Source organism: Agromyces sp. ISL-38 (genome assembly GCF_018613935.1).
Classification (GTDB): domain Bacteria; phylum Actinomycetota; class Actinomycetes; order Actinomycetales; family Microbacteriaceae; genus Agromyces.
In genome coordinates, this window is sequence record NZ_JAGGPF010000002.1 from 121,918 (window position 1) to 146,337 (window position 24,420).

General features: G+C 69.5%; 25 protein-coding genes and 1 tRNA gene. 11 read left to right on the forward strand and 15 right to left on the reverse strand.

The features are described from left to right. Positions 1 to 8: 8 nt before the first annotated feature. The 4 genes from rlmB to J7E25_RS03545 form a co-directional block, all read right to left on the reverse strand. Positions 9 to 1,028 (reverse strand): 23S rRNA (guanosine(2251)-2'-O)-methyltransferase RlmB, encoded by a 1,020-nt coding sequence (gene rlmB / locus J7E25_RS03530; RefSeq protein WP_214868036.1) that lies wholly within the window; start codon positions 1,026 to 1,028, stop codon positions 9 to 11. Next, a complete protein-coding gene (cysS, locus tag J7E25_RS03535) occupies positions 1,025 to 2,443 on the reverse strand; it encodes a cysteine--tRNA ligase (RefSeq protein ID WP_214868037.1) in 1,419 nt (472 codons plus the stop codon). The genes rlmB and cysS overlap by 4 nt, the downstream gene beginning before the upstream one ends. Positions 2,444 to 2,542: 99 nt before the next feature. After that, on the reverse strand, positions 2,543 to 3,760 hold the full coding sequence (gene ispD / locus J7E25_RS03540; RefSeq protein ID WP_215009342.1) for a 2-C-methyl-D-erythritol 4-phosphate cytidylyltransferase: 1,218 nt from the start codon (positions 3,758 to 3,760) through the stop codon (positions 2,543 to 2,545). Positions 3,761 to 3,833: 73 nt separating this feature from the next. Continuing rightward, positions 3,834 to 4,316, reverse strand: a complete 483-nt coding sequence (locus tag J7E25_RS03545; RefSeq protein ID WP_056734541.1) for a CarD family transcriptional regulator — start codon at positions 4,314 to 4,316, stop codon at positions 3,834 to 3,836. A 160-nt stretch (positions 4,317 to 4,476) separates the two neighbouring features. On the opposite strand from J7E25_RS03545, the gene J7E25_RS03550 reads away from it, so the two are divergent. Continuing rightward, positions 4,477 to 4,938 carry a hypothetical protein gene (locus J7E25_RS03550; protein ID WP_214868038.1) on the forward strand — a complete coding sequence of 154 codons (462 nt, stop codon included), beginning with the start codon at positions 4,477 to 4,479 and terminating at the stop codon, positions 4,936 to 4,938. A gap of 52 nt (positions 4,939 to 4,990) precedes the next feature. On the opposite strand, the gene J7E25_RS03555 is transcribed toward J7E25_RS03550, so the two are convergent. Next, positions 4,991 to 5,671, reverse strand: coding sequence for a response regulator transcription factor (locus tag J7E25_RS03555; RefSeq protein WP_214868040.1), 681 nt, complete (start codon positions 5,669 to 5,671; stop codon positions 4,991 to 4,993). Further along, a complete protein-coding gene (locus tag J7E25_RS03560; protein ID WP_214868041.1) occupies positions 5,668 to 6,894 on the reverse strand; it encodes a cell wall metabolism sensor histidine kinase WalK in 1,227 nt (408 codons plus the stop codon). The genes J7E25_RS03555 and J7E25_RS03560 overlap by 4 nt, the downstream gene beginning before the upstream one ends. Before the next feature lie 178 nt (positions 6,895 to 7,072). On the opposite strand from J7E25_RS03560, the gene phoU reads away from it, so the two are divergent. After that, positions 7,073 to 7,732 (forward strand): phosphate signaling complex protein PhoU, encoded by a 660-nt coding sequence (phoU, locus tag J7E25_RS03565; RefSeq protein ID WP_214868043.1) that lies wholly within the window; start codon positions 7,073 to 7,075, stop codon positions 7,730 to 7,732. A gap of 86 nt (positions 7,733 to 7,818) precedes the next feature. Here the strand turns inward: phoU and J7E25_RS03570 are convergent, their stop codons facing one another. From J7E25_RS03570 to J7E25_RS03590, 5 genes are all read right to left on the reverse strand, one after another. Beyond that, positions 7,819 to 8,565, reverse strand: a complete 747-nt coding sequence (locus tag J7E25_RS03570; protein ID WP_214868045.1) for a phosphoglyceromutase — start codon at positions 8,563 to 8,565, stop codon at positions 7,819 to 7,821. A gap of 101 nt (positions 8,566 to 8,666) precedes the next feature. After that, on the reverse strand, positions 8,667 to 9,746 hold the full coding sequence (locus J7E25_RS03575) for an aromatic acid exporter family protein (RefSeq protein ID WP_214868047.1): 1,080 nt from the start codon (positions 9,744 to 9,746) through the stop codon (positions 8,667 to 8,669). Continuing rightward, positions 9,743 to 10,900: a folate-binding protein YgfZ gene (locus tag J7E25_RS03580; RefSeq protein WP_214868049.1), complete on the reverse strand. Its 1,158-nt coding sequence runs from the start codon at positions 10,898 to 10,900 to the stop codon at positions 9,743 to 9,745. The genes J7E25_RS03575 and J7E25_RS03580 overlap by 4 nt, the downstream gene beginning before the upstream one ends. Continuing rightward, positions 10,900 to 11,508: an FABP family protein gene (locus tag J7E25_RS03585; RefSeq protein WP_214868052.1), complete on the reverse strand. Its 609-nt coding sequence runs from the start codon at positions 11,506 to 11,508 to the stop codon at positions 10,900 to 10,902. The genes J7E25_RS03580 and J7E25_RS03585 overlap by 1 nt, the downstream gene beginning before the upstream one ends. A gap of 129 nt (positions 11,509 to 11,637) precedes the next feature. Further along, the gene (locus tag J7E25_RS03590; RefSeq protein WP_214868053.1) at positions 11,638 to 11,958 is read right to left on the reverse strand and encodes a hypothetical protein; all 321 of its coding nucleotides are present in this window, start codon (positions 11,956 to 11,958) and stop codon (positions 11,638 to 11,640) included. A gap of 79 nt (positions 11,959 to 12,037) precedes the next feature. Here J7E25_RS03590 and J7E25_RS03595 point away from each other — a divergent pair, with 79 nt between their 5' ends. The 7 genes from J7E25_RS03595 to pstB all read left to right on the forward strand — a co-directional run bounded on the left by J7E25_RS03595 (position 12,038) and on the right by pstB (position 20,208). Next, positions 12,038 to 12,727 (forward strand): response regulator transcription factor, encoded by a 690-nt coding sequence (locus tag J7E25_RS03595; RefSeq protein WP_129521640.1) that lies wholly within the window; start codon positions 12,038 to 12,040, stop codon positions 12,725 to 12,727. Between the two features lie 45 nt (positions 12,728 to 12,772). Continuing rightward, the gene (locus tag J7E25_RS03600; RefSeq protein WP_214868055.1) at positions 12,773 to 14,950 is read left to right on the forward strand and encodes an RNA degradosome polyphosphate kinase; all 2,178 of its coding nucleotides are present in this window, start codon (positions 12,773 to 12,775) and stop codon (positions 14,948 to 14,950) included. Next, entirely contained in the window at positions 14,947 to 15,882 is a 936-nt protein-coding gene (locus J7E25_RS03605; protein ID WP_214868057.1) for an NUDIX hydrolase, read from the forward strand. Before J7E25_RS03600 ends, J7E25_RS03605 begins: the two co-directional genes overlap by 4 nt. 305 nt (positions 15,883 to 16,187) lie before the next feature. After that, the gene (pstS, locus tag J7E25_RS03610) at positions 16,188 to 17,279 is read left to right on the forward strand and encodes a phosphate ABC transporter substrate-binding protein PstS (protein WP_214868059.1); all 1,092 of its coding nucleotides are present in this window, start codon (positions 16,188 to 16,190) and stop codon (positions 17,277 to 17,279) included. A 97-nt stretch (positions 17,280 to 17,376) separates the two neighbouring features. Further along, the gene (gene pstC / locus J7E25_RS03615; RefSeq protein ID WP_214868062.1) at positions 17,377 to 18,315 is read left to right on the forward strand and encodes a phosphate ABC transporter permease subunit PstC; all 939 of its coding nucleotides are present in this window, start codon (positions 17,377 to 17,379) and stop codon (positions 18,313 to 18,315) included. Beyond that, a complete protein-coding gene (gene pstA, locus J7E25_RS03620; RefSeq protein ID WP_215009341.1) occupies positions 18,315 to 19,409 on the forward strand; it encodes a phosphate ABC transporter permease PstA in 1,095 nt (364 codons plus the stop codon). The genes pstC and pstA overlap by 1 nt, the downstream gene beginning before the upstream one ends. Positions 19,410 to 19,428: 19 nt before the next feature. Further along, a complete protein-coding gene (pstB, locus tag J7E25_RS03625; RefSeq protein WP_214868064.1) occupies positions 19,429 to 20,208 on the forward strand; it encodes a phosphate ABC transporter ATP-binding protein PstB in 780 nt (259 codons plus the stop codon). 18 nt (positions 20,209 to 20,226) lie between these two features. On the opposite strand, the gene J7E25_RS03630 is transcribed toward pstB, so the two are convergent. Together J7E25_RS03630 and J7E25_RS03635 are read right to left on the reverse strand one after the other, a co-directional pair. Beyond that, a complete protein-coding gene (locus J7E25_RS03630; RefSeq protein WP_214868066.1) occupies positions 20,227 to 21,114 on the reverse strand; it encodes an aminodeoxychorismate lyase in 888 nt (295 codons plus the stop codon). Between the two features lie 224 nt (positions 21,115 to 21,338). Further along, positions 21,339 to 21,977 carry a DNA-directed RNA polymerase subunit beta gene (locus tag J7E25_RS03635; protein ID WP_214868068.1) on the reverse strand — a complete coding sequence of 213 codons (639 nt, stop codon included), beginning with the start codon at positions 21,975 to 21,977 and terminating at the stop codon, positions 21,339 to 21,341. A gap of 56 nt (positions 21,978 to 22,033) precedes the next feature. On the opposite strand from J7E25_RS03635, the gene J7E25_RS03640 reads away from it, so the two are divergent. Next, positions 22,034 to 22,106 (forward strand) — tRNA-Lys (locus J7E25_RS03640). A gap of 10 nt (positions 22,107 to 22,116) precedes the next feature. On the opposite strand, the gene J7E25_RS03645 is transcribed toward J7E25_RS03640, so the two are convergent. After that, positions 22,117 to 22,356, reverse strand: a complete 240-nt coding sequence (locus J7E25_RS03645) for a three-helix bundle dimerization domain-containing protein (protein ID WP_214868070.1) — start codon at positions 22,354 to 22,356, stop codon at positions 22,117 to 22,119. 266 nt (positions 22,357 to 22,622) lie between these two features. Here J7E25_RS03645 and J7E25_RS03650 point away from each other — a divergent pair, with 266 nt between their 5' ends. Then, positions 22,623 to 22,886, forward strand: a complete 264-nt coding sequence (locus J7E25_RS03650) for a hypothetical protein (protein WP_214868072.1) — start codon at positions 22,623 to 22,625, stop codon at positions 22,884 to 22,886. 21 nt (positions 22,887 to 22,907) lie between these two features. On the opposite strand, the gene J7E25_RS03655 is transcribed toward J7E25_RS03650, so the two are convergent. Further along, complete coding sequence (locus J7E25_RS03655) at positions 22,908 to 24,359, reverse strand: NAD(P)/FAD-dependent oxidoreductase (protein WP_214868075.1); 1,452 nt, start codon at positions 24,357 to 24,359, stop codon at positions 22,908 to 22,910. Between the last annotated feature and the right edge of the window lie 61 nt (positions 24,360 to 24,420).

Here is a 24,420-nt window from a genome sequence, read left to right on the forward strand (position 1 = left end):
CCAGTCGCTCACTGCTCCGCGCGGAGTTTCGAGATCTCGTAGAGGGTGACGGATGCCGCGATGCCGGCGTTCAGCGACTCGGTCGCCGCCTCGATCGGAATCGACACGATGGCGTCGCACGTCTCGGTGACGAGGCGCGACAGTCCCTTGCCCTCGCTGCCGACGACGACCACGATCGGCCGGTCGGCCCATGAGAGGCCGGGCAGCGAGACATCCCCGCCGCCGTCGAGGCCCAGCACGAACACGCCGCGATCCTTCAGCGCCTTGAGCGTCTGCGTCAGGTTCGGCGCCATCGCCACGGGCGTGCGAGCGGCGGCACCAGCCGACGTCTTCCATGCAGCGGCCGTGACGCCGACCGAGCGGCGTTGCGGGACGATGACCCCGTGCCCGCCGAACGCGGCGGTCGATCGGATGATCGCACCGAGGTTGCGCGGATCGGTGATGCCGTCGAGGGCGACGAAGAGCGGCGTCTCGTCGCGCGCGAGCACCTCGTCGAGCAGCTCGATGGGATGCGCGTACTCGTAGGCCGGCACCTTGAGCGCGAGGCCCTGGTGCACACCGCCCTCGCCGGCGAGCCGATCGAGCTCCGGTCGCATGACCTCGAGGATCGGGATGCCGCGATGGGTCGCGATCTTCAGGGCCTCCTTCACGCGGTCGTCCATCTCGACGCGAGACGCGAGATAGAGCGTCGAGGCGGGAATGTGCGCGCGCAGCGCTTCGACCACGGAATTGCGGCCGGTCACGATCTCGGACTCGTCGCCCGCCTTCGAGCGCCGGGCGGCGCCGGATGCCCCGCGCGGCTGCCCGGCGCGTTGCGCCGGCTTCGCCCCGCGGCCGCCGGCGGTGGCCGCGAGTCGTTCCTGGGCCGCCTTGCGCTTGCCGGCGACGTGGTAGCTGCGCTCCTCGGCCTTCGGCGTCGGCCCCTTGCCCTCGAGCGACTTGCGCCCGTGGCCTCCGGTGCCGACCTTCTGGCCCTTGCCCTTCTTGCGCACTGCTCCGGCGCGCGGCTTTCCGGTATTGCCCTTCATGATCCGAGGCTCCAATGCGTTCCGGTCTGACTGTCTTCGATGGTGATCCCGGCGGCTGTGAGCTCCGCTCGGATCCGGTCTGCCGCGCCGTAGTCCTTCGACTCTCGCGCGGCCTGGCGATCTTCGATGAGGCGGGTGACGAGCGAGTCGAGGGCGGATGCCGCAGGCCCGGCGTCGGTCGCCCACTGCGGGTCGCGGGGGTCGATGCCGAGCACCTCGACCATCGCGACGACCTGCCCGTGTGCGACGGCGGCGTCGTGGAGCTCCTCGTCGTCGAGTGCCTGGTTGCCGCTGCGCACGGTGTCGTGCAGCACGGCGAGCGCTTGCGGCACGCCGAGGTCGTCGTCCATGGCCTCGCCGAACGCGTCGGGGATGACGGGGCTGCCGACGCCCGCGAACCGCGTGCCGGCGAGCCGTCGCTCGACCCGGCTGAGGAACGCGCGGAGTCGATCGACGGCAGCTTCGGCGTCGGTGAGCGAGCCGGGCAGGTAGTCGAGGGTGGAGCGGTAGTGCGCAGCGCCGAGCAGGTAGCGAACGGCGAGGGGCGAGGCGAGCTCGAGCAACTCGGACGCGTAGACGGAATTGCCGAGCGATTTCGACATCTTCTGCCCGCCGACGTTCACGAGCCCGTTGTGCACCCAGTAGCGCGCGAAGGCATCGCCGGCGGCCGTCGACTGGGCGAGCTCGTTCTCATGGTGCGGAAAGCGCAAGTCGAGTCCGCCGCCGTGGATGTCGAACTCGGCGCCGAGATAGCGCGTGACCATCGCCGAGCATTCGATGTGCCAGCCGGGACGCCCCCCGCCCCACGGCGAGCTCCAGCTCGCGGATGCCGGCTCGTCGGGCTTCGTGCCCTTCCAGAGGGCGAAGTCGCGGCCGTCGCGCTTGCCGCGAGGGTCGGCGTCGGCGGCGGCCTCCATGTGGTCGCGCGACTGGCGGGTGAGCTCGCCGTAGGCGGGCCAACTCGAGGTGTCGAAGTAGACGTCGCCCGAGTCATCCGGTGCCGCATACGCATGTCCGCGTTCGATGAGGCGGGCGATGAGCTCCTGCATCTGAGCGACGCTCGCGGTGGCGCGCGGCTCGTAGGTGGGCGCCATGATGCCGAGTGAGGCGTAGGCGGCGGTGAACTCGAGCTCGACGCGGTAGGCGAGCGCCCACCACTCCTCGGCGCGCTCCTCGCTCGCGGCCTGGAGGATCTTGTCGTCGATATCGGTGACATTGCGCACGAACGCGACGTCGTAGCCGCGATACGCGAGCCAACGGCGCAGGATGTCGTAGACGAGCGCGCTGCGCAGGTGTCCGATGTGCGGGCTCGACTGCACCGTGGGCCCGCAGACGTACATGCCGACGTGCCCCTCGCGGAGGGGCACGAAGTCACGCAGGGCCTGGGCCTTGGAGTCGTAGAGTCGCACGGTCACCCGCCAAGCCTACCGGCGACGATCCGGGCGTCCGACGTGTGACGCGGGCGCAGTGCAGCGCCGGTGGGCTGCGCGGCGGCGGGCGCAACGGCGAGCGCTTCAGGCGGGCATGAGCAATGCCGTCGCGATCGCGGAGACGCCTTCGCCGCGGCCCGTGAAGCCGAGCGCGTCGCTCGTCGTCGCCGCGACGCTCACGGGGGCGCCGAGGATGCCGGAGAGCAGCGCCTCGGCCTCCGCCCGGCGGGGCGCGAGCTTGGGGCGGTTGCCCACGAGCTGCACCGAGACGTTGCCGATCACGAAGCCCGCTTCCCGCACCCGCCGCAGTGTCTCGCGGAGGAACACCTCGCCGTGAGCGCCGTCGAGTGCAGGGTCGCCGGTGCCGAAGATGGCGCCGACGTCGCCGAGGCCGGCAGCGGCCAGGAGCGCGTCGCAGATCGCATGGCAGGCGGCGTCACCGTCGGAGTGGCCGGCGAGTCCGCGCTCCCCCGGCCAGTGCAATCCGGCGAGCCAGAGCGGTACAGCCTGGTCGTCGGCGTAGGCGTGCACGTCGACTCCGGTGCCGACGCGCGGCGTGCCTCCGTTACCGGAGCCGGCCGGCGCCGCGCCCGCGACGGCGGTCTCGCCCTCGCGCTCGGCGACGAGCTGTTCGGCGCGGTGCAGGTCGGCGGGGAGCGTGATCTTGAACGCGCGGGTGTCGCCGTGCACGACGTCGACCTCGAGGCCCGTGGATGCCACGAGCGCAGCGTCGTCGGTGTACTCCTCGTGGGCGTGCGAGTACGCCCAGTCGAGCGCACCTCGCGGGAAGCCCTGCGGAGTCTGCATCGCGGCGAGCTCGGAGCGGTCGACCGTCTCGAGCACTCGCCCTGAGGCGTCGACGCGCTTGACGGTGTCGACCACCGCGAGCGCGGGCACGACCCCCCGCCCCCGAGCGCGGACGGCCGCGGCGACCTCCTCGAAGACGTCGGGCGGAGTCAGCGGACGCGCGGCGTCGTGCACGAGTACCGTGTCGATGAGGCGGGGCAGCACGGCGAGTCCGCGGGAGACCGACTCCTGGCGCGTGGCGCCACCGGCCACCACGTCGAACGGAGCGGATGCCGCCGCCGCGACGGGCGCGTAACGCTCGCGCGTCTCGTCGGCCCGTTCGGCCGGCACGACGAGCACGACGTGCGGCGTCTCGCGCATGCCGAGCACGGCATCGAGGGCGACGCCGAGGATGGTGTCGCCGCCGAGCGGCACGAACGCCTTGGGCTCGGAATGCCCGAGACGGGTGCCGCTGCCGGCGGCGACGACGATGACGGCGATGGTCACGGAGCTCACGAGTCGAGCGTATCCCCGACCGGTTCAGCAGGCGCGCCGAATACTGCCATCGACGGCATCGGAAGTGCTGCGCCTAGGAGGCGAGCACCTCGTCGAGCACGGTCGACGCCTGCTCTTCGTCGGTCTTCTCGGCGAGCGCGAGCTCGGAGATGAGGATCTGACGTGCCTTCGCGAGCATGCGCTTCTCGCCCGCGGAGAGACCGCGATCCTGATCGCGACGCCACAGGTCGCGCACGACCTCGGAGACCTTGATCACATCGCCGGAGGCGAGCTTCTCGAGGTTCGCCTTGTAGCGGCGAGACCAGTTCGTGGGCTCTTCGGTGAAGGGAGCGCGCAGTACCTCGAAGACCTTGTCGAGGCCCTCTTTGCCGATGACGTCACGAACGCCGACGAGGTCGACGTTCTCAGCCGGAACCTCGATGACGAGGTCGCCTTGCGTGACGTTCAGCTTGAGGTAGAGCTTCTCTTCACCCTTGATGATCCGTTTCTTCACCTCGGTGATCGTTGCGGCTCCGTGGTGGGGGTAAACGACGGTTTCGCCAACCTCAAAAAGCATGAATGAATGTCCTTTCGGCAACTTTCAGGATATCACATCGGGATCGTGCTAAGGTTCGCCACCCCTCCGGAGCGGGGCCGGGCCGTAGGCTACACTCGGTCTCGATCCCTTCGTGCACGGGCCATCGGAGCCCGTGCGCACGCTCGTACTTGGAGGTTCTGTGAAGGCGCGTCTTGCGGCATCCGCTGCTCTCGCTCTCGGTCTCGCACTGGGCAACAGCGGCTGCGCGATGCTCACCTACCAGGCCACCACCGAGGCCTACACCCCGAGCGACGGCATCGCTGCCAACGTCGGCGACCTCGACTTGCGCAACGTGCTCATCGTGAGCGACGACGGCGTCGACGGCAACCTCATCATGACGGTCGTCAACACCGGCGAAGAGGATGTCTCGCTCGGCGTGCAGTTCGGCGAAGGCGGCTCCGAGACGCTCGAGGTCGAGATCGAAGCGGGCGAGTCGCTCGTGCTCGGCGACGACGAAGAGCCGCTCCTCCTCGAGGGCATCGACACGGAGCCCGGTACGTTCCTGCCCGTGTACTTCCAGTACGGCGATGCCGAGGGCGCTGAGAAGCTCGTGCCCGTGCTCGACAGCAGCCTGCCCGAGTACTCCTCCTTCGCACCGTAGAACGGGCCTGCAGCCCGCTCACGCGGCTCCCCCGGGAGAGCGCCCGCGTTCCTCAGGCTTCGAAGCGATAGCCGAGGCCGCGCACGGTCACGAGCTGCACGGGCTCTGACGGTGCGACCTCGATCTTCGAGCGGATGCGCTTGATGTGCACGTCGAGAGTCTTGGTGTCACCGAAGTAGTCCGAGCCCCACACCCGGTCGATGAGCTGGCCCCGCGTGAGCACCCGGCCCGGATTGCGCATGAGCAGTTCGAGCAGTTCGAATTCCTTGAGCGGCATGGGCACCGGCACCCCATCGACCTCGACGGTGTGCCGGTCGACGTCCATGCGCACCCGGCCACCCTCGATGACGGCCTCGTCGAATTCCTCGACCTCGAGCCGGCGTCGCAGCACGGCACGGATGCGAGCGAGGAGCTCCCTCGTCGAGTACGGCTTCGTCACGTAGTCGTCGGCACCGAGCTCGAGCCCCACGACGATGTCGATCTCGGAATCCTTGGCCGTGAGCATGATGATCGGCACCGTCGACCGCGTGCGGATCTCACGACACACCTCGGTGCCGGGCAGTCCGGGCAGCATGAGGTCGAGGAGCACGAGGTCGGCTCCGCGCTGGTCGAATGCGGCGACGGCCGAAGGGCCGTCATCGGCGACCTCCACCTCGTACCCCTCGCGTCCGAGCAGAAAGCTCAGCGGGTCGCTCAGCGCGATCTCGTCTTCGACGAGCAGGATGCGGGTCACGTGCGGTCTCCTCGGTTCTTCACGGCGAGCTTCGCCGTCGTTGCTGGTGCGACATCCGTCACGACGGTGTCAGAACCTTCGGCGCCGTCGGCCTCGATGGCGGCCTCGGCCACGGGAAGCCGGATCATGAAGGTCGATCCGCGCCCGGGTTGCGACCACACGCGCACGTCGCCGCCGTGATTCTGCACCGTGTGCTTCACGATGCTGAGCCCGAGCCCTGAGCCGCCCGTGTTGCGCGCGCGTGCCTGGTCGACTCGGTAGAACCGTTCGAACACCCGGTCGAGCTCGTCTTCGGCGATGCCGATGCCCTGGTCGGTGACGGCGATCTCCACGAGGTCGCCGTTCACCTTGGCGCCCACCCCGACACGGCCGCCCTCGTTCGAATAGGCGATCGCGTTGGAGACGAGATTGTGCACGGCCACCACCATGAGGGCCCGGTCGCCGTACACCTGGGCGCCCGTCGACGCGCGCACCGCGATGTCCACACGCTTCGCTGCCGCGATGACCCGGTTCTGGTCGACCGCGGTCGCCACGGCGTCGTCGACATCGACGAGCACGTCGGGCCTCACGGCATCACGCGCCTGCAGCCGCGACAGCTCGATGACCTCGTTCGTGATGTGCGCGAGGCGCGTGGCCTCGATCGAGAGCCGGCCTGCGAACCGCCGAACCTGCTCGGGCTCGTCGGCCGCCTGGTCGAGGGCCTCGGCGAGCAGGCTCACCGACGAGATCGGCGTCTTCAGCTCGTGGCTGATGTTCGCGACGAAGTCGCGGCGCACCTCGTCGAGCCGATGCGCCTCGGTGCGGTCTTCGGCGAGCAGCAGCACGAATCGGGTGCCGAGCCGCGCCACGCGCACGCGCAGCCGGAGGAGCGAATCGCCGAACGGCCCGCGAGGAAGGCTCAGCTCGGTGTCGACCGGATCGCCGCCGCGGCGTACGGAGACCACGAACGCGAGCAGTTCGGGATGCACGAGCGCCTGCTGGCGCACGAGCCCCATGGCGAGGGCGCCCGGCGAGGCCTTCAGCACGTTGTTCGACGGGTCGAGCACGACGCCGGCCGACTCCAGCACCTCGAGCACGTGGTCGACTCCGTCGGGAATGGTCGGCGCGGCGACGCGCGCGGCACTCGAACCACGGCGTTCGGCCATGTGCAGCACGATCATGAATGCGGCACCGAGGAAGATGCCGAAGGCGAGTGCGGTGAGCACCACCCACGTGGAGTCCATGCCACAACACTAACGAGCCGGATGGCCCCGATAGTCCGTTGTCCGGCCGTCCGGCGGTACGTTAGTGAGTGTTCAGGGTCCCAGAACCTGTTGTTCACTTGCAGCCGGGAGGATATCCCGGGGCCGGATCGACCCCATGCTCGCCGTGCGCGGGCTCGAGCAGACAAGGATTTCGTACATGCGTGAGGTGTTCCAGCAGGAACTGCGCGAGGTGCAGGACCGACTCGTCGAGATCGCCGATCTCGTCGCCGAATCGATCGAGAAGGCGACGAGGGCGTTCAACGAGTCCGACGTGAGCCTCGCCGAGGAGGTGATCGCCGACGACGACCGCATCGACCAGAACACGGTGGCCATCGACGAGCTCGCCATCACGATCCTCGCGAGGCAGCAGCCGGTCGCGCGCGACCTGCGCATCGTCGTGAGCGCACTGCGCATCAGCGCCTCGCTCGAGCGCATGGGTGACATGTCCACGCACATCGCCCAGCTCGCCCGCTACCGGTTCCCCGACAAGGTGGTGCCGAAGTCGCTTCGTCCGACCTTCGCCGAGATGGGCCGCCTCGACGTCGAGATCGCCCGCAAGCTCGTGGAGCTGCTCCGCAGCGAAGACGTTCCCCTCGCCGAGGAGATCCGCAACGAAGACGACAAGGTCGACGCCCTGCATCTCAAGGTCTTCGACAAGGTGCTCGGCGAGACGTGGAAGGGCGAGGCGGTCGACACCGTCGACGCCACCCTCGCGAGCCGCTACCACGAGCGCTTCGCCGACCACGCCGTGTCGATCGCCAAGAAGGTGCAGTACCTCGCGACCGGCGACTGGGATCCCGAGAAGTCGGCGCTCTGACCGAACAAGGGCACGGCGAAGGGCGGGGGATGTCGCATCCCCCGCCCTTCGCGTTCCCGGCGCTACTCGATCACCGGAGGGCGCCGTTACTTCCTGCCCTGCGCGGCAACGGCTGCGGCGCCTGCCGCGGCAGCCTCGGGGTCGAGGTACGTGCCCGGCTCGAGCGGCATGAAGTCGTCGCCGAGGCGGTAGACGAGCGGGATGCCCGTGGGGATGTTGAGCTCGGCGATGTCGGCGTCGCTGATGCCGTCGAGGTGCTTCACGAGCGCACGGAGCGAGTTGCCGTGGGCGGTGACGAGCACGACCTTCCCGGCTTCGAGGTCGGGGATGAGGTCGCTGCGCCAATACGGCAGCATGCGGGCGATGACGTCTTTCAGGCACTCGGTGCGCGGCAGCTCGCCATCGGCGAGGTCGGCGTAGCGCGGGTCGCCGAACTGCGACCACTGGGCGTCGTCGGCCAGCTCGGGCGGCGGCACGTCGAACGAGCGACGCCAGAGCTGGAACTGCTCGGGGCCGTACTTCTCGAGCGTCTCGGCCTTGTCGAGGCCCTGCAGCGCACCGTAGTGGCGCTCGTTCAGGCGCCACGAACGGCGAACGTCGATCCACGCGCGATCGGCGACGTCGAGCGCGATGTTCGCCGTCTGGATCGCCCGTGTGAGCACCGAGGTGTGCTGCACGTCGGGCAGCACACCGTGCTCGACGAGGAGCTCGCCGGCGCGGTTCGCCTCGGTCTCGCCGAGCTCGCTGAGTCGAACGTCGACCCAACCGGTGAACAGGTTCTTCTGGTTCCATACGCTGTTGCCGTGACGCAGCAGCACGAGGGTGTGAGGCATGCCGAACAGCCTAACCCGGCGGCATCCGGTCACCCATTTCGAGGCGGCGGATGACGCAGGCGAACCCCATGGCAGGGGGGCCGGCTTCACGTGGCAGCGCGTCAGCCGGGCAGCAGCGTCCTCGCCTCATCGACGCTCAGCCCGGTGGCCGTGAGCATGTCGACAAGGTAGGGGCGAATCGCATGCACGGCGTTGCGGTCGCCGACCGGGGCGTCGGGCAGGAGGCGCTCGGGGTCGAGGTGACGCGTGATCTCGGCGAACGCCTGGCGCGCGATCGGCTGCGCAGCCACGTCGCGAAGGGAGTCGGCGAGCACGCCTAGCGCGACCGAGATGCGGCCGAGCAACTCGGCGATCTCAGGCCGCGGGGTGCCGTCGCGGAGCGTCCATTCGACACGTCGCGCCACGAGCCGAAGATTGCGCGTCGCGAGGTCGAGCCCTGCAAGCATGACGTGCAGCCGCTCGAGGTCGAAGCGGGAGCGGCGCACGAGCGGCGAGACGCGCGCGATCGCGAGTCCGGAGTCGACGGATGCCGCCCAGGCCTCGACGAGCGGCTGGGTTGCTCGCGCCCTCGACAGCGCGTGGCCCGCGGCATCCGGATCGCCGGCCTTCAGCGACGCCGCGAGCTCGCCGAGCACCGCCACGTGCTCGTCGAGGAGCCGGCGCCCGTCGCGCATCGCCGTGCGGCGCGGATCCCGCGGGATCACGGCGGTCGCGAGCAAGGCGAACGCGCCGCCGACGACGGCGTCGAGCGTGCGCACGAAGGGTCCGCCGTCGGGCGCCGGAACGAGCATGACGAGCGAGCACTGCACGGCTGCGACGATCGCGAAGGCCGCGTTGCCCGAGAGCACGCGCGCGACGGCGAGCGTCAGCGCGAGGGCGATCGCATATTGCACGATGCCGGCTCCGAAGCCGAGGAGCAGCAACTCGGCGAGCGCGATGCCGAGCGTCATCCCGATCACCGTCTCGAGCACGCGAACGGGCCGGGCGTCGCGCACGAAGCCGAGCGCTGTGATGGCGACGATCGCCGCGATCAGCGGCTGCTCGTGCCCGACCACGAACCGCGCGAACGCGTAGGACGCGACCGCGGTCGCCGTGATCTGCAGGATCGCGGGGAGGGAGTCCCCAAGCCGCCGTGAGCCCGCTGCGAATCGCGCTGCAAGCCCCTCGGCGGCCGTGGTCACTTGCGGACGCCGAGCCGAGGCAGTCTCGGCACCTCGACCGCCGCGCCGGAGTCGGCAGGGACGATCTCGACCTGCGCCGCGGCGACGTCGATGCCGTGGCTCTCGACGATGAGGGTCAGGTCGGGCGGCACCTGCCGCTTCACGACGGCGAGGGCGATCGGCCCGAGCTCGTGGTGCACGGCGCTCGAGGTGACGTGGCCGACGGGGCGGCGCTCGGGTTCGGCGCCCGGCTCGGGCTCTGGCCGCAGCTTCTCACCGACCACGGCATCGCCCGCGACGGGCAGCACCGTGTCACTGCCGTCGAGGTGCAGCAGCACGAGCCGGCGCGGCGGCCTGCCGAGGTTCAGCACCTTGGCCACGGTCTCCTGACCGCGATAGCAGCCCTTGCCGAGATCGACGGCGCTGCGCAGCCAGTCGAGCTCGTGCGGGATCGATTTCTCGTCGACCTCGGTGGCGAGGCGCGGGCGCCACGCGGCGATGCGCAGGGCCTCGGCGGCGAGCGAACCCGCGGCGGCGACGCGGCCGGCCTCCACCGCTGCTGCAGCGTCGGCGAGCGCGTCGCGCGGCACGATGCGTTCGATCCAGTGCCACGCGGATGCCGGGTGGCCCGCCTCGTGCGCGTACTGGTAGCCGCCCGGGGTGAGCGCCGTCCAGGGGTCGACCCAGTTGAGGGCGATGCCGGCCGGCGTGAACGCCGCGGTCGCGGCATCCAGCGCCTCGACCGACATGGCGCCGAGCACCGCGAACTCGGAACTGCGGTCGGCGACCTCGACCCGGAGCATGAATCGCATGCGGTCGAGCCAGGCCGTGAGTGGCTCGGCCTCGGCCCCCTCGACGATGAGCCACGTGGTCTCGCCGTCGTCGATGGCGTGCACCGCATGCTCGATTCGACCGGATGCGCCGAGGAAGAGCGCCTCGGCGCTCTCGCCGGGCTGCACTCGGTCGAGCGCCTGGCTCGTCATCGAGTGCAGCCACGAGCGGCGGTCGGGGCCGGCGACGCTGACGACGCCGCGGTTGGAGAGGTCGACGATCGCCTCGCCGCGTTCGAGCTTGCGCTGCTCGACGATCGGGCCGCCGTAATGGCCGACGACGCCGGCGTCGACGCCCTCCGCGACGACGGCGCCGGGTATGGCGAGGAACGGGGAGGAGGTCATCAGTCCACTTTCGCGAGTCGAGCAGAGGCGTGGGTGCGCAGGTCCTGGCCGAGCGCTGCGATGTCCCACGCCCACAGCAGGTGCGCCTCGACGAGGCCGTAGAGCCGGGTCGCCGCCGCGTAGTCCTTCGCGCCCGCGGTGCGCATCACGGCGTCGGTCGCGAGGTCGATGCGCGGCCCCTTCACCTGGCCGAGGTAGAGCTCGCTGACACCGCCCGGGTGCACGATCGACACCTCGAGGTCGAATCCGCCGTCGGCGTTGCGCAGGGTCTCCACGGAATCGGCGTCGGGATAGGGCGGCTCGCCGACCGCCGGGAGCAGCGCCGGGCCGACGTCGCCCTCGCCGAGATCGCGCGCGATGCGCCAGTAGCCGGTCTCGGTGGCGAGAGGGGCCGGCTCGCCGCCCACCGTCTCGGGGAAGAGCCACGTGTACGACGTGTAGTTCAGGTGCGGGAGACCGTCGTGGCTGAAGCTCACCCGCTGGCCGAACTCGTGGGTGACCGACCCATCGCCGATCTTGTAGTCGATCACACCGGATCCCTCCCAGACCCCGATGAGCCAGGAGAGCGGAACGAGCTCGGCCGGAAGGTCGACGGGCAACTCGATCACGAGTTAGCGCTGCCCCCGGAACAGTTTGTAGACGACGACCCCGCTGATATACGCGATCGCAAGGCTCGCGAGGCCGAGCAGACCGATGAACAGCAATTCGAGGGCGAGCAACGACTCCATGCGGAAAGTCTACCCGTTCACCGCGGCTGCCACGGGGGCCACCAGGGCCGCCGCGAGCGCGACCACGATGACCGCGCCGCCGACGCTCGCACTCGCGCGTGCGACGAAGCCCGCCGGCCGCCTCGACGCCAATTGCGTGACGAGCGCCGCGAGCACGGATGCCGCGAGCACCACCCCGAGCGCCCCGTAGACGCCGAGCCACGAGGCGTCGCCGAACCAGGAGTCCGTGCCGCCGTACGCGAGCGCGACGACGACGATCGCACCAGCGAGCGCGATCGCCCAGACGAGGAAGATGCCCGGCCATCCGCGTGACTCGGAATGCGTCTGCATGGTCTCCTCGTTCGGCTCGCACGTCGGGGGGCCCGGCGTCCCGTAGTATTGACGCACCTTACTACTGGAGGGTGTGTGCGTGGCGCAGCTGCTGATCTTGTCGCCGGCAGCCAACGATGATGTTCTTCCGGCTCTGTCACTCCTGACTCACCGAACGCGGGTCATCCCCGCTTCGCCTGAGCAGCTGGTCAGAGCGCCGGAATCCGATCTCGTCTTCCTCGATGCCCGAACGAACCTCGCAGGTGCGAAGGCGCTCTCGCAGATCCTGCGCACGACGGGGCTCTCGGTGCCGCTCCTGCTCATCGTCACCGAGGGCGGCCTCACGGCGGTCACGCCCGACTGGGGCATCGACGACGTCGTGCTCGAGCACGCCGGTCCGGCCGAGGTCGACGCACGCATCCGGCTCGCGATCGGGCGCGCGCAGTCCGCCCTGCCGAGCGAGCGCATCCAGACGTCGGGTGTCGTCATCGACGAGGCGAGCTATTCGGCGAAGGTGCACGGTCGCACGCTCGACCTCACCTACAAGGAGTTCGAGTTGCTGCGCTTCCTCGCGGCGCATCCCTCGCGGGTGTTCACGCGCGAGCAGCTGCTCAGCGAGGTGTGGGGATACGACTACTTCGGCGGCACTCGCACGGTCGACGTGCACGTGCGGCGTCTCCGTGCGAAGCTCGGCGACCTCGACAGCCTCATCGGCACGGTGCGCAACGTCGGCTATCGCTTCAACGTGCACGAGGAAGACGATCGCGACCAGCCCGTCACCGCCCGTTAACACGCTCCTCATCGCGGTCTCGCGGGTGAATGGCATGATGAGGGGATGACCGCCGACAGTGTCCTCGACGAAGACCGGACGTCGAGCGACTTCGACGACGACTTCGAGCCGCTCGACATCGAGGGGGCGCCCGAGCTCCCCGCCGAACGGTACCTCGATCGCGAGCTGAGTTGGCTCGCGTTCAACCAGCGCGTGCTCGAACTCGGCGAAGATCCACGCGTGCCGGCGCTCGAGCGCGCGAACTTCCTCGCGATCTTCGCGTCGAACCTCGACGAGTTCTTCATGGTGCGCGTCGCCGGCCTCAAGCGACGGATCGTCACCGGTCTCGCGGTGCCCACGAACGTGGGCCGCTCTCCCGCCGACGTGCTGAGCGACATCTCGAGGAAGGCGCACGAGCTGCAGGAGCGGCACGCCGCCGCCTACCAGGAGCTCGTCAAGCCCGCCCTCGCCGAAGCCGGCATACGGGTCGTCACCTGGAACGAGCTCGGCGACGAGGAGCGCGAGCACCTTCGCGAGTACTTCTCGCGGCAGATCTTCCCGGTGCTCATGCCGCTCGCGGTCGACCCGGCGCATCCGTTCCCCTATATCTCGGGGCTCTCGCTCAACCTCTCGGTGCGCGTGCGCAACAGCCGCACGGGCCGGCAGGAGTTCGCCCGCGTCAAGGTGCCGCAGATGCTGCCGCGGTTCGTGCGGGTCGAGCCCGACGAGTCCGTCGAGGACGCGCGGTACATCACGCTCGAAGACCTCATCGCCAACCATCTGGGCGACCTGTTCCCCGGCATGGAGATCGTCGAGCACCACGTGTTCCGCGTCACCCGCAACGAAGACGTCGAGATCGAGGAAGACGAGACCGAGAACCTCATCAAGGCCCTCGAGAAGGAGCTGCTGCGGCGCCGATTCGGACCGCCGATCCGGCTCGAGATCACCGACGACATGGACGATGTCACGCTCGGCCTGCTCGTGCGCGAGCTCGACGTGACCGAACAGGAGGTCTTCCGCCTTCCCGCGCCGCTCGACCTCGGCGGCCTTTTCGACCTGTCGCGTCTCGACCGGCCCGAGCTGCACTACCCGACGCACGTGCCGACCACCCCCGTGCAGCTCCAGCCGTCCGAGTCGAACCTGCGAGCGGATGTCTTCGCCGCCGTCTCCCGCAAAGACGTGCTGCTCCATCACCCCTACGAGTCCTTCGCGACGAGCGTGCAGGCCTTCCTCGAGCAGGCCGCCGCCGACCCCGACGTGCTCGCCATCAAGCAGACCCTGTACCGCACCTCAGGTCAGAGCCCGATCGTCGAGGCGCTCATCGACGCCGCCGAGTCCGGCAAGCAGGTGCTCGCGCTCGTCGAGATCAAGGCCCGCTTCGACGAGCAGGCGAACATCTCATGGGCCCGAAAGCTCGAGAAGGCCGGCGTGCACGTCGTCTACGGCCTCGTCGGCCTCAAGACCCACTGCAAGCTCGCACTCGTGATCCGGCAGGAGAAGGGGGTCTTGCGCCACTACAGCCACATCGGCACCGGCAACTACAACCCCAAGACGAGCCGCATCTACGAAGACCTCGGGCTGCTCACGGCCGACGACCAGGTCGGCAAAGACCTCACCCGGCTCTTCAACGAGCTGTCGGGCTACGCGATCGAGAAGAAGTTCAAGCGCCTGCTCGTCGCACCGCTCCACTTGCGCAAGGGACTCCTCAAGCTGATCGCGACCGAGATCCGAAACGCCGAGGCCGGCCGACCCTCCGGCATCCGGATCAAGGTGAACTCGATCGTCGACGAGTCGATCATCGACGCGCTCTATCGCGCCTCGAATGCGGGAGTGCCCGTCGACGTCTGGGTTCGCGGCATCTGCAGCCTGCGTCCCGGAATCCCGGGACTCAGCGAGAACATCCGCGTGCGCTCCATCCTCGGCCGGTACCTCGAGCATTCGCGCATCTTCTCGTTCCTGAACGACGGCGACCCGCAGACCTTCATCGGCTCGGCCGACATGATGCACCGCAACCTCGACCGCCGCGTCGAGGCGCTCGTGCGACTCACCGAAGTCGACCACCTCGCCGAGATCGCCGCGCTCTTCGACCGGTCGATGGACGACACGACGAGCTCGTGGCGGCTCGACGGTTCAGGTGAGTGGACCCGGCACTCGGTCTCCGAAGCCGGGCACGCCCTCGGCGACATGCAGAATGGGCTCATGCACCAGATCGGCGCCCGCCCGCGAATCGGGAAACGGCGTTGACGACGGCGGTCTACGCCGCTGGGGCGGTCTGCTGGCGCCTCATCGACGGCAAGGTGCACGTGCTCGTCATCCACCGCACGGTGTACGGCGACGTGACGATCCCCAAGGGCAAGGTCGACCACGGCGAATCGCTGCCACGCACTGCAGTGCGTGAGATCGCCGAGGAGACCGGACTCCAGGTCGCGCTCGGCGTGCCGCTCGGCATCTCGCGCTATCCGCTGCCGAGCGGCCGCGAGAAGATCGTGCACTACTGGGCCGCCGAGGTCAGCGAGCGCGCAGTGCAGCGGTCCACGTTCCGCCCGAATGCCGAGGTCGCGGCTCTCGAATGGGTGACGATCAAGCGCGCCCGCGGATACTTGAGCTATCCGCCCGACGTCGAGATCCTCGACGCCTTCGCGAAGCTCGTCGATCAAGAGGTGACGAGCACGTTCGCCCTCACGCTGCTGCGGCACGGCAAGGCCTCGACGCGCAGCGGCTGGAAGGGATCGGATGCCGCGCGGCCGCTCGTCGAGCGCGGCGTGCGGCAAGCGGCCGCGCTCGTCGAGACCCTCACGGCGTGGGCGCCGAAGCGCATCGTCTCGAGTCCGGCGGTGCGCTGCGTCACCACGGTGGCACCGCTCGCCGCCGCGACCGGGGTGAAGATCAAGCGCGACGACGGCATCAGCCAAGACGCTTGGGAGTCGGGCAATGGCGAGGTGCGTCGCGTGGTGGGCAAGCGGGTGCGCGCCGGGAAAGCCGCCGTGCTGTGCAGCCACGGCCCCGTGCTGCCCGAGATCATGCGTGAGATCGCCCTCGCCACCGGCACGCCGCTCGGTTCGTACGTGACGGATGCCGCGGGGCTCGAGGCCGGCGCGTTCAGCGTCGTGCACCTCTCTGCGAGCAATCCGAGCTCGGGCATCATCGCCATCGAGACGCATGCGCCGAGGGCTTGACGCGAAGCGTCAAGCCCTCGGCGAAAGGCGGCAGCCCCGCCGGTCATCGACCGGCGCGAGGCGCAGCCCCGCCCGCTGCGGCAGCCTCCTCGACGTGACGAACAGGTGACCCGCCGGGAACACCAGCTGCAGCATCGAGCCTTCCCCCTCACATCAACCTCACAGCCGCAGCAGCCGCCCCGACAGCGCTCGTTCACCTCCTGTTCACCGATGTGGCGGATGCTCGTAAGGCGCGCTCATTAGCGTCGCAGGCGGGTCGGCACCGGCCCACACCCCTGCAATTGAAACCCCCGGAAGGGAATCACGTGAACCTCAAGCGTTTCGGCGTGCCCGCCGTCATCGCCGTCACTGCGGCGATCGCGCTCAGCTCCTGTGCTGCGAACGAAGGCGGCGCCGCACCCGAGGAATCGGCCTCGTCGCTCTCGGGCAACCTCGTCGGCGCGGGATCGTCGGCCCAGGACGCCGCCCAGCAGGCGTGGATCGCCGGCTTCCAGACCGCGAACCCCGACGTCACGATCGACTACGACCCGTCGGGCTCCGGCGCCGGTCGTGAGACGTTCCTCGAGGGCGCGAGCGACTTCGCCGGTTCCGACCGCGCGTTCAACGACGAGGAGGTCGCCGGAGGCGGCTTCGCCAAGTGCGCGGCGGACTCGAGCATCGTGGAGCTCCCGCTCTACATCTCGCCGATCGCCGTCATCTTCAACCTCGAGGGCGTCGACACGCTGAACCTCGACGCGGCGACCATCGCGGGCATCTTCGCCGGCAAGATCACGACGTGGAACGACCCGGCGATCGCCGCCCTGAACGACGGCGTCGAGCTCCCCGACCAGGCGATCACGCCCGTGCACCGTTCCGACGACTCGGGCACCACGGAGAACTTCACCGAGTACCTCGGTGCGGCCGCTCCCGACGTGTGGACCTATGAGGCCGACGGCGTGTGGCCGTTCGAGGGCGGCGAGGCAGCCCAGGGCACCTCGGGCGTCGTCGACGCCGTGACGAACGGCACCGGCACGGTCGGCTACGCCGACGCATCACGCGCCGGCGACCTCGGTACCGTCGCCGTGCAGGTCGGCGACGAGTTCGTGCCGTACTCGCCTGAGGCTGCTTCCGCCATCGTCGACGCTTCTCCGTTCGTCGAGGGTCGGAGCGAGGGCGACCTCGCCATCGAGATCGACCGCACCTCTGAAGAGGCCGGCGTCTACCCGATCGTGCTCGTGAGCTACCTCATCGCGTGCCAGCAGTACGAGGACCCCGCCAACGTCGAGCTCGTGAAGGCCTACCTCGGCTACATCGCGAGCGAAGACGGCCAGTCCGTCGCCGCAGAGAGCGCCGGATCGGCTCCGATCTCCGAATCGCTGCGCGACAAGGTCGTGGCTGCGATCGACTCGATCAAGTAGTAGGTTCGTGCCCGACCCCCGACGTTCCGAGGAACATGAAGGGGTCGGGCACGGCCATGTCCCAGATTCCCACCAGAGAACTCGAGGATTGCGTCAGATGAGCACCGCAACCGCCGCGATCAAGGCGAAACAGCGACCGGGCGACCGGGTCTTCTCGGGCTCCGCCGTCTTCGCGGGTTCGATGATCCTCGTGACCCTCGCCGCCGTCGCGATCTTCCTCATCGTGCAGAGCCTCCCGGCCCTCTTCGCAACGAACGAGGACGCCTCGATCCTCCCGACGAATTTCTGGGCCTACGTCGGCCCCCTCGTCTTCGGCACGGTCTGGGCTGCGGCCCTCGCACTCCTCATGGCGGTGCCGGTGTCGATCGGCATCGCCCTCTTCATCTCGCACTACGCGCCGCGCCGCCTGGCTTCGATGCTCGGCTACATCGTCGACCTCCTGGCGGCCGTGCCTTCCGTGGTCTTCGGCCTCTGGGGCATCGGCGTGCTCGCGCCTGCGGTGCAACCCGTCTACACGTGGCTCGTCGACAACCTCGGCTGGTTCCCGCTCTTCGCCGGTCCGGTCTCTGGCACCGGCCGCACGATCCTCACCGCCGCGATCGTGCTCGCCGTGATGGTGCTGCCGATCATGACGGCAATCTCACGCGAGGTGTTCCTGCAGACGCCGGTACTCCATGAGGAGGCTGCCCTCGCCCTCGGCGCCACGAGGTGGGAGATGATCCGCACCGCGGTGCTGCCCTTCGGTCGTTCGGGCATCATCTCCGCCGCCGTGCTCGGGCTCGGCCGGGCGCTCGGCGAGACGATGGCCGTGGCGATGGTGCTCTCGGCCACCGGCGCCGTGACGCTCGAGCTCCTCACCTCGGTGAATCCGTCGACCATCGCCGCGAACATCGCGCTGAGCTTCCCCGAGGCCTACGGGATGAACGTCAACGTGCTCATCGCCACGGGCCTCATCCTCTTCATCGTCACCTTCGCGGTCAATGCGTTCGCTCGCTGGATCGTCAGCCGTCGCAAGGAATTCTCGGGAGCCAACTGATGACCATGACGACCACGGCCGAACCGAACACCGGCTCGCCGATCGCCAACTCGCTGACGGCGGGCCGCCTCCCGGCCTCCGCCCCGTGGACCATCCTCGGTGTCGCGATCGCGGTGGCCGCCGCGGTCTTCGGCGTCGTCGCCATCGGGTCGGGCGAGGGCTTCAACTGGGGCGGTGCGATCCTCGTGGGCGCGCTGCTCTACATCCCCTCGATCTGGCTCTTCTCCACCCTCGTCGAGGGCGAGCGGCGTGCGATGGACCGGCTCGTGACCGCCCTCGTGACGGGCGCCTTCGTACTCGCGATGATCCCGCTCATCTCACTCACGATCACGGTCGTGACGTTCGGCCTGTCCCGCTTCGACCCCGAGTTCTTCACGTTCTCCATGCGCAATGTCACCGGCGAGGGCGGCGGGGCGCTGCACGCGATCATCGGCACCCTCCTCATGACGGGCACCGCGGCGATCATCTCGATCCCGATCGGCATCATGACCTCGATCTACCTCGTCGAGTACGGCCGCGGCCGGCTCGCTCAGGGCATCACGTTCCTCGTCGATGTGATGACCGGCATCCCGTCGATCGTCGCAGGACTCTTCGCCTATGCGGTCTTCGCGATCTTCCTCGGCCCCGGCGTGCGCCTCGGCATCGCGGGCGCGGTGGCGCTCGCCGTGCTCATGATCCCGGTCGTCGTGCGCTCGAGCGAGGAGATGCTGCGGCTCGTGCCGAACGAGCTGCGCGAGGCGGCGTTCGCCCTCGGCGTGCCGAAGTGGCTGACGATCGTGAAGGTCGTGCTTCCCACGTCGATCGCGGGCATCACCACGGGCATCATGCTCTCGATCGCCCGGGTCATCGGCGAGACCGCGCCGCTGCTCATCGCCGCCGGATTCACCGCGAGCATGAACTACAACCTCCTCGAGGGGCGCATGCAGTCGCTGCCCGTCTTCGTGTACACGCAATACGCGAACCAGGGCAATCCCGCCAGCGCCTACATCGACCGCGCGTGGGCCGCCGCCCTCACCCTCATCCTCATCGTGATGGCGCTGAACCTCATCGCCCGACTCGTCGCCCGCTTCTTCGCCCCGAAGTTCGGCCGCTGACCCGCCAGTTAGGAAATCCGTGTCCAAGCGCATCGAAGTCCGTGACCTCAACGTCTACTACAGCAAGTTCCGTGCTGTGGAGGGCGTGACCCTCGAGATCGAACCCCGCAGCGTCACCGCGTTCATCGGCCCGTCGGGCTGCGGCAAGTCGACGTTCCTTCGCACCCTGAACCGCATGCACGAGGTGATCCCCGGCGCGCGCGTCGAGGGCGAGGTGCTCATCGACGGCAACAACCTCTACGACCCCGACGTCGACCCGGTGCTGGTGCGTCGCCAGGTGGGCATGGTGTTCCAGCGACCGAACCCGTTCCCGACGATGTCGATCAGGGACAACGTGCTCGCGGGCGTGAAGCTCAACAACAAGCGCATCTCGAAGACCGACGCCGACGACCTCGTCGAGCGCTCGTTGGGCGGCGCGAACCTCTGGAACGAGGTCAAGGACCGCCTCGACCGGCCGGGCTCGGGCCTCTCGGGCGGCCAGCAGCAGCGCCTCTGCATCGCTCGCGCGATCGCGGTCTCCCCTGAGGTCATCCTCATGGACGAGCCCTGCTCGGCGCTCGACCCGATCTCGACGCTCGCGATCGAGGACCTCATCGAAGAGCTGAAGCTGCAGTACACGATCGTGATCGTGACCCACAACATGCAGCAGGCGTCGCGGGTCTCCGACCGCACGGCGTTCTTCAACATCGCCGGCACCGGCCAGCCCGGCAAGCTCATCGAGTACGACGACACCACGACGATCTTCTCGAACCCGTCGGTCAAGGCGACGGAAGACTACGTCTCGGGCCGCTTCGGCTGAGCTGCCGCGGCCGCGCCGTCAGTCGCGCGGGCTCAGCAGGTACTCGTTGAGCGCGCGCGTCTCGTCGGCGTCGTACGACACCGGCGCGCCGTCGATGTGGGTGATGCCCGCGGCGAGCCGCACGCTCGAGACGAGCCACGCGGCATCCGCCGTGCCGAGCTCCGGCACCCGGATGTCGCGGTACTCCGTGCGCGCGCCGGATGCCTCGAGGTGCTCGAAGACACTCTGCTGCGTCGTGCCGTGCAGGATCGCGCCCGACGGCGCGGGAGTCGAGTACACGTCGCCGTGCCGCAGGATCACGCTCGACGTCGGCCCCTCCATGACGAACCCGTCGGGCGTGACGAAGATCGCGTCATCGGCGCCGCGCCGCTTCGCCTCACGCAGTGCCGCCATGTTCACGGCATAGCTCAGCGTCTTCGCGCCCAGCAGGAGCCATGGCGCGCGCTCGGCGGTGTCACGATCGTAACCGCGGTCGAGGGTGACCACGCGGATGCCTCGGGCCCGCACTGCGCTGAAGTCGGCGGCGGGCGCGACGTGCAACCACGCGGTCGGCGCCGGGCCGTGCTCGACCCCACGGCTCAGCACGAGCTTCAGCGCGAACTCGCCCTCGGCGGGCAGCGACGCGACGGCGCGCGCGATCGCCGCCTGCCACTGCTGGAGGTTCGGTTCGGGCAGCTCGCAGATGCGCGCGGAGTTGCGGAGGCGCTCGAGGTGGGCGCGAGCCTCCTGCGCATGTCCGTCGATGACGGCGATGGTCTCGAAGATGCCGTCGCCTCGCTGAGTCGACAACTCGCCGACGCGCAGCGCCGGGGCCGAGGCATCCACCTCGCGGAACGTCGCGTCGAGGTCGTCGCGGGTCTCGCCTGCGGGCACGGGTTCGATGAGGAGGGTCACGGTCGAGGCCATGCTCCGATGCTACGCGGATGCCGCGCGCCGGGCGGCCGGGAGACATCAGTCGCCGATCGAGATGATTGAGGCCGGGCCGCAGAACGCCTCTCGGCGCGAGGCCGCTCGTAGCGGCGAATATTGGAGCCCGGGGTTACTGCGGCCCGACCTCGTCAAGTCTAAACGAGCGGGTGGGGTGGTTCATTCCCGTTCGCCGAGGGCGATTGCATTCACGCCCGGGCGATTCAGTCGAGCGAATCGCGTCGCCAGAGACGGGCGCACGAGGCGAGCTCATCGGCGAGTTGCGTGAGCCGGAGGGCCCGTCGTGTGAGCTCGCCCGAGCGGCCGACGTTCACCGCATCAGCGGCATCCGCGTCATCGGCGAGGCTCGTGAGCCCTGACCATGACACCCGCGCGAACGCCGCCGCCCGGTCGAGTGCGACCGCGAAGTCGCCCGTGAAGAGCCCGTGCAGGATGCGGTCGGCAAGCTCCCGCACCTCGTCGGGTCCGGCCGGCACCGGCGCGCCCGCGACGACCTGGTCGATCGTGTGCGAGACCTCGGTTCCGCGCTGGAAGGCGAGGCTCGAGCCGAGCGGATCCTGGCGGATGAGCGCCCGCAGGAGGTAGACCCGCCAGAGCGCGCCCGGCAGGCTCTTCGCCGACGCCTGCGACCACAATTCGGCGATGGAGTCGATGCCGTGCTCGTCGGTGTAGTGCACGAGACGCTCGACCACCTCGGGATCGGGGTCGGCCCGCACACGCGAGAGGATCGCCGCCGCCGTCTCGTGCGCGACACCGCTCAGGCGCGCGGGATCCTCCCCGCCGAGGAATCCCTCGAACATCCCGGGCGGGAATCGTGTGGGGCGATGGTAGTCGGAAGCCATTGCCGCACACCTTACCCGCCCGAGCCGAGAGCCGACCCGGGGTATTGTGGATTCGCGGGCCTCTAGCTCAGTTGGCAGAGCAGCGGACTTTTAATCCGCGGGTCGTGGGTTCGAGCCCCACGGGGCCCACTTCGAGCGGTCAGGGCGCCGGCGGCTCGTAGAGCAGCCCGGCCGCCTCCGCTGCACCACCGGTTCGCAAGCGGTCACGCGCCTCGTGTTCGACGAGCACGGGCACGAAGTCCCGGATGGGGTTGCCGTCGAGCCGCTGGTGCTCTTCGGTCACGATCGCCTCCACGTGCGCACGTGGGACCTCGGGGAAATGGGCGGAGAGACGATCGACCACGACGGCGACCGCACGAACTTCGTCAGACCTGTCCATCACACGAGTGTCCGCCTCCGAGCGCGGGGATTCAAGAGGCATGACCGACTCGCAGGTGACCCGCGGGTTGCTTGCATGTGCTCCGTACAACTGTCAAGGGCTGTCGATCGCGGGAAGCGACGCGTAGAACAGATGCACGGAGTTGGGCAGCTCCGCTTGGTGGGCCGGCCCCGACAGCGCAACATGGTCGACAAGCGCATCCAGGGAGTCTGCAGGGCCGGTCCACCGCTTGGACGGCCGACACGTTCGATGGGGAATGGTGCACGATGCTCACGCAACACGAGGCTCAGGTCGGAGGCTCCCACGTCGAGCTGACTCCGCTGAGCGAGACGGTCTGGCGGGTCTGCGACGATCGGTGCGATGACGGCGACACGCGCAAGCTCATCGGCTACCTGCAGCTCATCGACGACGAGGTCGAGATGATGTGGATGCGCCCGCGTCCCGGGGTCTGCTATCGGTACCGCAGCATCGAGGAGGCCGTGCGCGCGGTCGCGCTGCGGCACGCCCTCGTGGCATCCGACCGCCGTTGAAACTGCAGGAACGCCCGCCGCTCACTCGATCGAGAGGTTCGGCCGGGTACGCACCCCGAACTCGTGCCGCAAGGCGCTGAGCGCGGCATACCAGCCCGCAAGGCCGTGCACGCCGGGACCGGGCGGCGTCGACGCCGAGGCGAGGTAGACGCCCGGTGCGGGCGTGCGCCACGGCTCGACCGAGACCACCGGGCGCCGCACGAGCTGGCCGAACGACGCTGCACCGGCGGCGATGTCGCCGAGCACGTAGTTGGGATTGTGGCGCTCCATCTCGATCGCGGTCATGCTCGAGGAGGCGAGCACGACGTCGCGGAACCCCGGCGCGAAGCGCTCGATCTGGCGCGTGACGGCCTCGGTCTGGTCGATCGTCGATCCGGCGGGCACGTGCGTGTAGGCCCACAGCACCTGCCGCCCCTCGGGGGCGCGCGTCTCGTCGACGATCGACGGCTGCGACGTGAGCACGTAGGGCGACTCGGCGTGCCGGCCGCGGTGCACCTCGCGCTCGGCACGCGCGATCTCGGCACGAGTGCCACCGAGGTGCACCGTGCCGGCACCATGGAGCGCCGGATGCCGCCACGGCACGGGTGCCGAGAGCGCGAAGTCGACCTTCGCCGCGGCGTCGCCGTAGGCGAACCGGTCGAGCGCGCGGAGGTAGCGCGAGGGCAGCCGCCGTCGCGCGATGCGCGAGAGCGCACGGGGTGTCACATCGAGGAGCACGGCGCGAGCCCGCGGCAGCGCCTCGAGGTCGGTCACCTCGGCATCCGTCACGAGCTCGCCGCCGTGCGCGAGGAGGTCGGCGACCATCGCGTCGATGATCGCCTGGCTGCCGCCCACCGGGATGGGCCAGCCGCGTGCGTGCGCGAACGCCGTGAGCGAGAGCGCGGCTCCCGCGGTCGAGAGGCTCGGCATCGGCCTGATGGCGTGCGCGGCCACGCCCGTGAGCATGGCGGGTGCCGCATCGTCGGCGAAGCGGGCGTTCCACAGGGGCGACCCCTGCTCGAGCGCGGCGAGCCCGAAGCGTGCGGCGGTGAGCGGGTGGTCTGGCACGCGAAGCAGTTGCGAGCCGGTGAACGACGCGACCTCGTCGGCGTGCTCGATGAGCGGGCGCATGAGCGCGCCGTACGCCGCGCCGTCGCGCCCGAGCCCCGCGACGGTGCGCTCGAGGTCGCGGTAGGCGATGCCCGCGCGCCCTCCGTCGAGCGGATGTCCGAACGACGCGGGCGGCAGCCGCAGCTCGATGCGGCGTTCGAGCTGGAACTCGCGGAAGAACCGGGATGCGAGCGCCATCGCATGCACCGCCGAGCACACGTCGTGCTGGAAGCCCGGCAGGGTGAGCTCAGCGGTGCGCGCTCCCCCGCCGGGGGTCGCGTTGCGCTCGAGCACCTGCACCGCGAGGCCCGCCCGGGCGAGCGTGACGGCGGCGGCAAGGCCGTTCGGGCCTGCCCCGACGATGATCGCGTCGAACGAGGTCATGCCGTCGGCGCCGCCGCCGGGCGACGCCGGAGATTCATGGGCATCATGGGTTCATTCTGTC

Bases quoted from the DNA above. Each gene is read 5' to 3' on its own strand.
- rlmB (WP_214868036.1), bottom strand. From the start codon at position 1,028: ATGAAGGGCAATACCGGAAAGCCGCGCGCCGGAGCAGTGCGCAAGAAG.
- J7E25_RS03600 (WP_214868055.1), top strand. From the start codon at position 12,773: ATGACCGCCGACAGTGTCCTCGACGAAGACCGGACGTCGAGCGACTTC.
- J7E25_RS03580 (WP_214868049.1), bottom strand. From the start codon at position 10,900: ATGACCTCCTCCCCGTTCCTCGCCATACCCGGCGCCGTCGTCGCGGAG.
- J7E25_RS03655 (WP_214868075.1), bottom strand. From the start codon at position 24,359: ATGACCTCGTTCGACGCGATCATCGTCGGGGCAGGCCCGAACGGCCTT.
- J7E25_RS03545 (WP_056734541.1), bottom strand. From the start codon at position 4,316: ATGCTTTTTGAGGTTGGCGAAACCGTCGTTTACCCCCACCACGGAGCC.
- J7E25_RS03560 (WP_214868041.1), bottom strand. From the start codon at position 6,894: ATGGACTCCACGTGGGTGGTGCTCACCGCACTCGCCTTCGGCATCTTC.
- pstC (WP_214868062.1), top strand. From the start codon at position 17,377: ATGAGCACCGCAACCGCCGCGATCAAGGCGAAACAGCGACCGGGCGAC.
- J7E25_RS03650 (WP_214868072.1), top strand. From the start codon at position 22,623: ATGCTCACGCAACACGAGGCTCAGGTCGGAGGCTCCCACGTCGAGCTG.
- J7E25_RS03570 (WP_214868045.1), bottom strand. From the start codon at position 8,565: ATGCCTCACACCCTCGTGCTGCTGCGTCACGGCAACAGCGTATGGAAC.
- phoU (WP_214868043.1), top strand. From the start codon at position 7,073: ATGCGTGAGGTGTTCCAGCAGGAACTGCGCGAGGTGCAGGACCGACTC.
- J7E25_RS03645 (WP_214868070.1), bottom strand. From the start codon at position 22,356: ATGGACAGGTCTGACGAAGTTCGTGCGGTCGCCGTCGTGGTCGATCGT.
- pstA (WP_215009341.1), top strand. From the start codon at position 18,315: ATGACCATGACGACCACGGCCGAACCGAACACCGGCTCGCCGATCGCC.
- J7E25_RS03635 (WP_214868068.1), bottom strand. From the start codon at position 21,977: ATGGCTTCCGACTACCATCGCCCCACACGATTCCCGCCCGGGATGTTC.
- J7E25_RS03590 (WP_214868053.1), bottom strand. From the start codon at position 11,958: ATGCAGACGCATTCCGAGTCACGCGGATGGCCGGGCATCTTCCTCGTC.
- J7E25_RS03630 (WP_214868066.1), bottom strand. From the start codon at position 21,114: ATGGCCTCGACCGTGACCCTCCTCATCGAACCCGTGCCCGCAGGCGAG.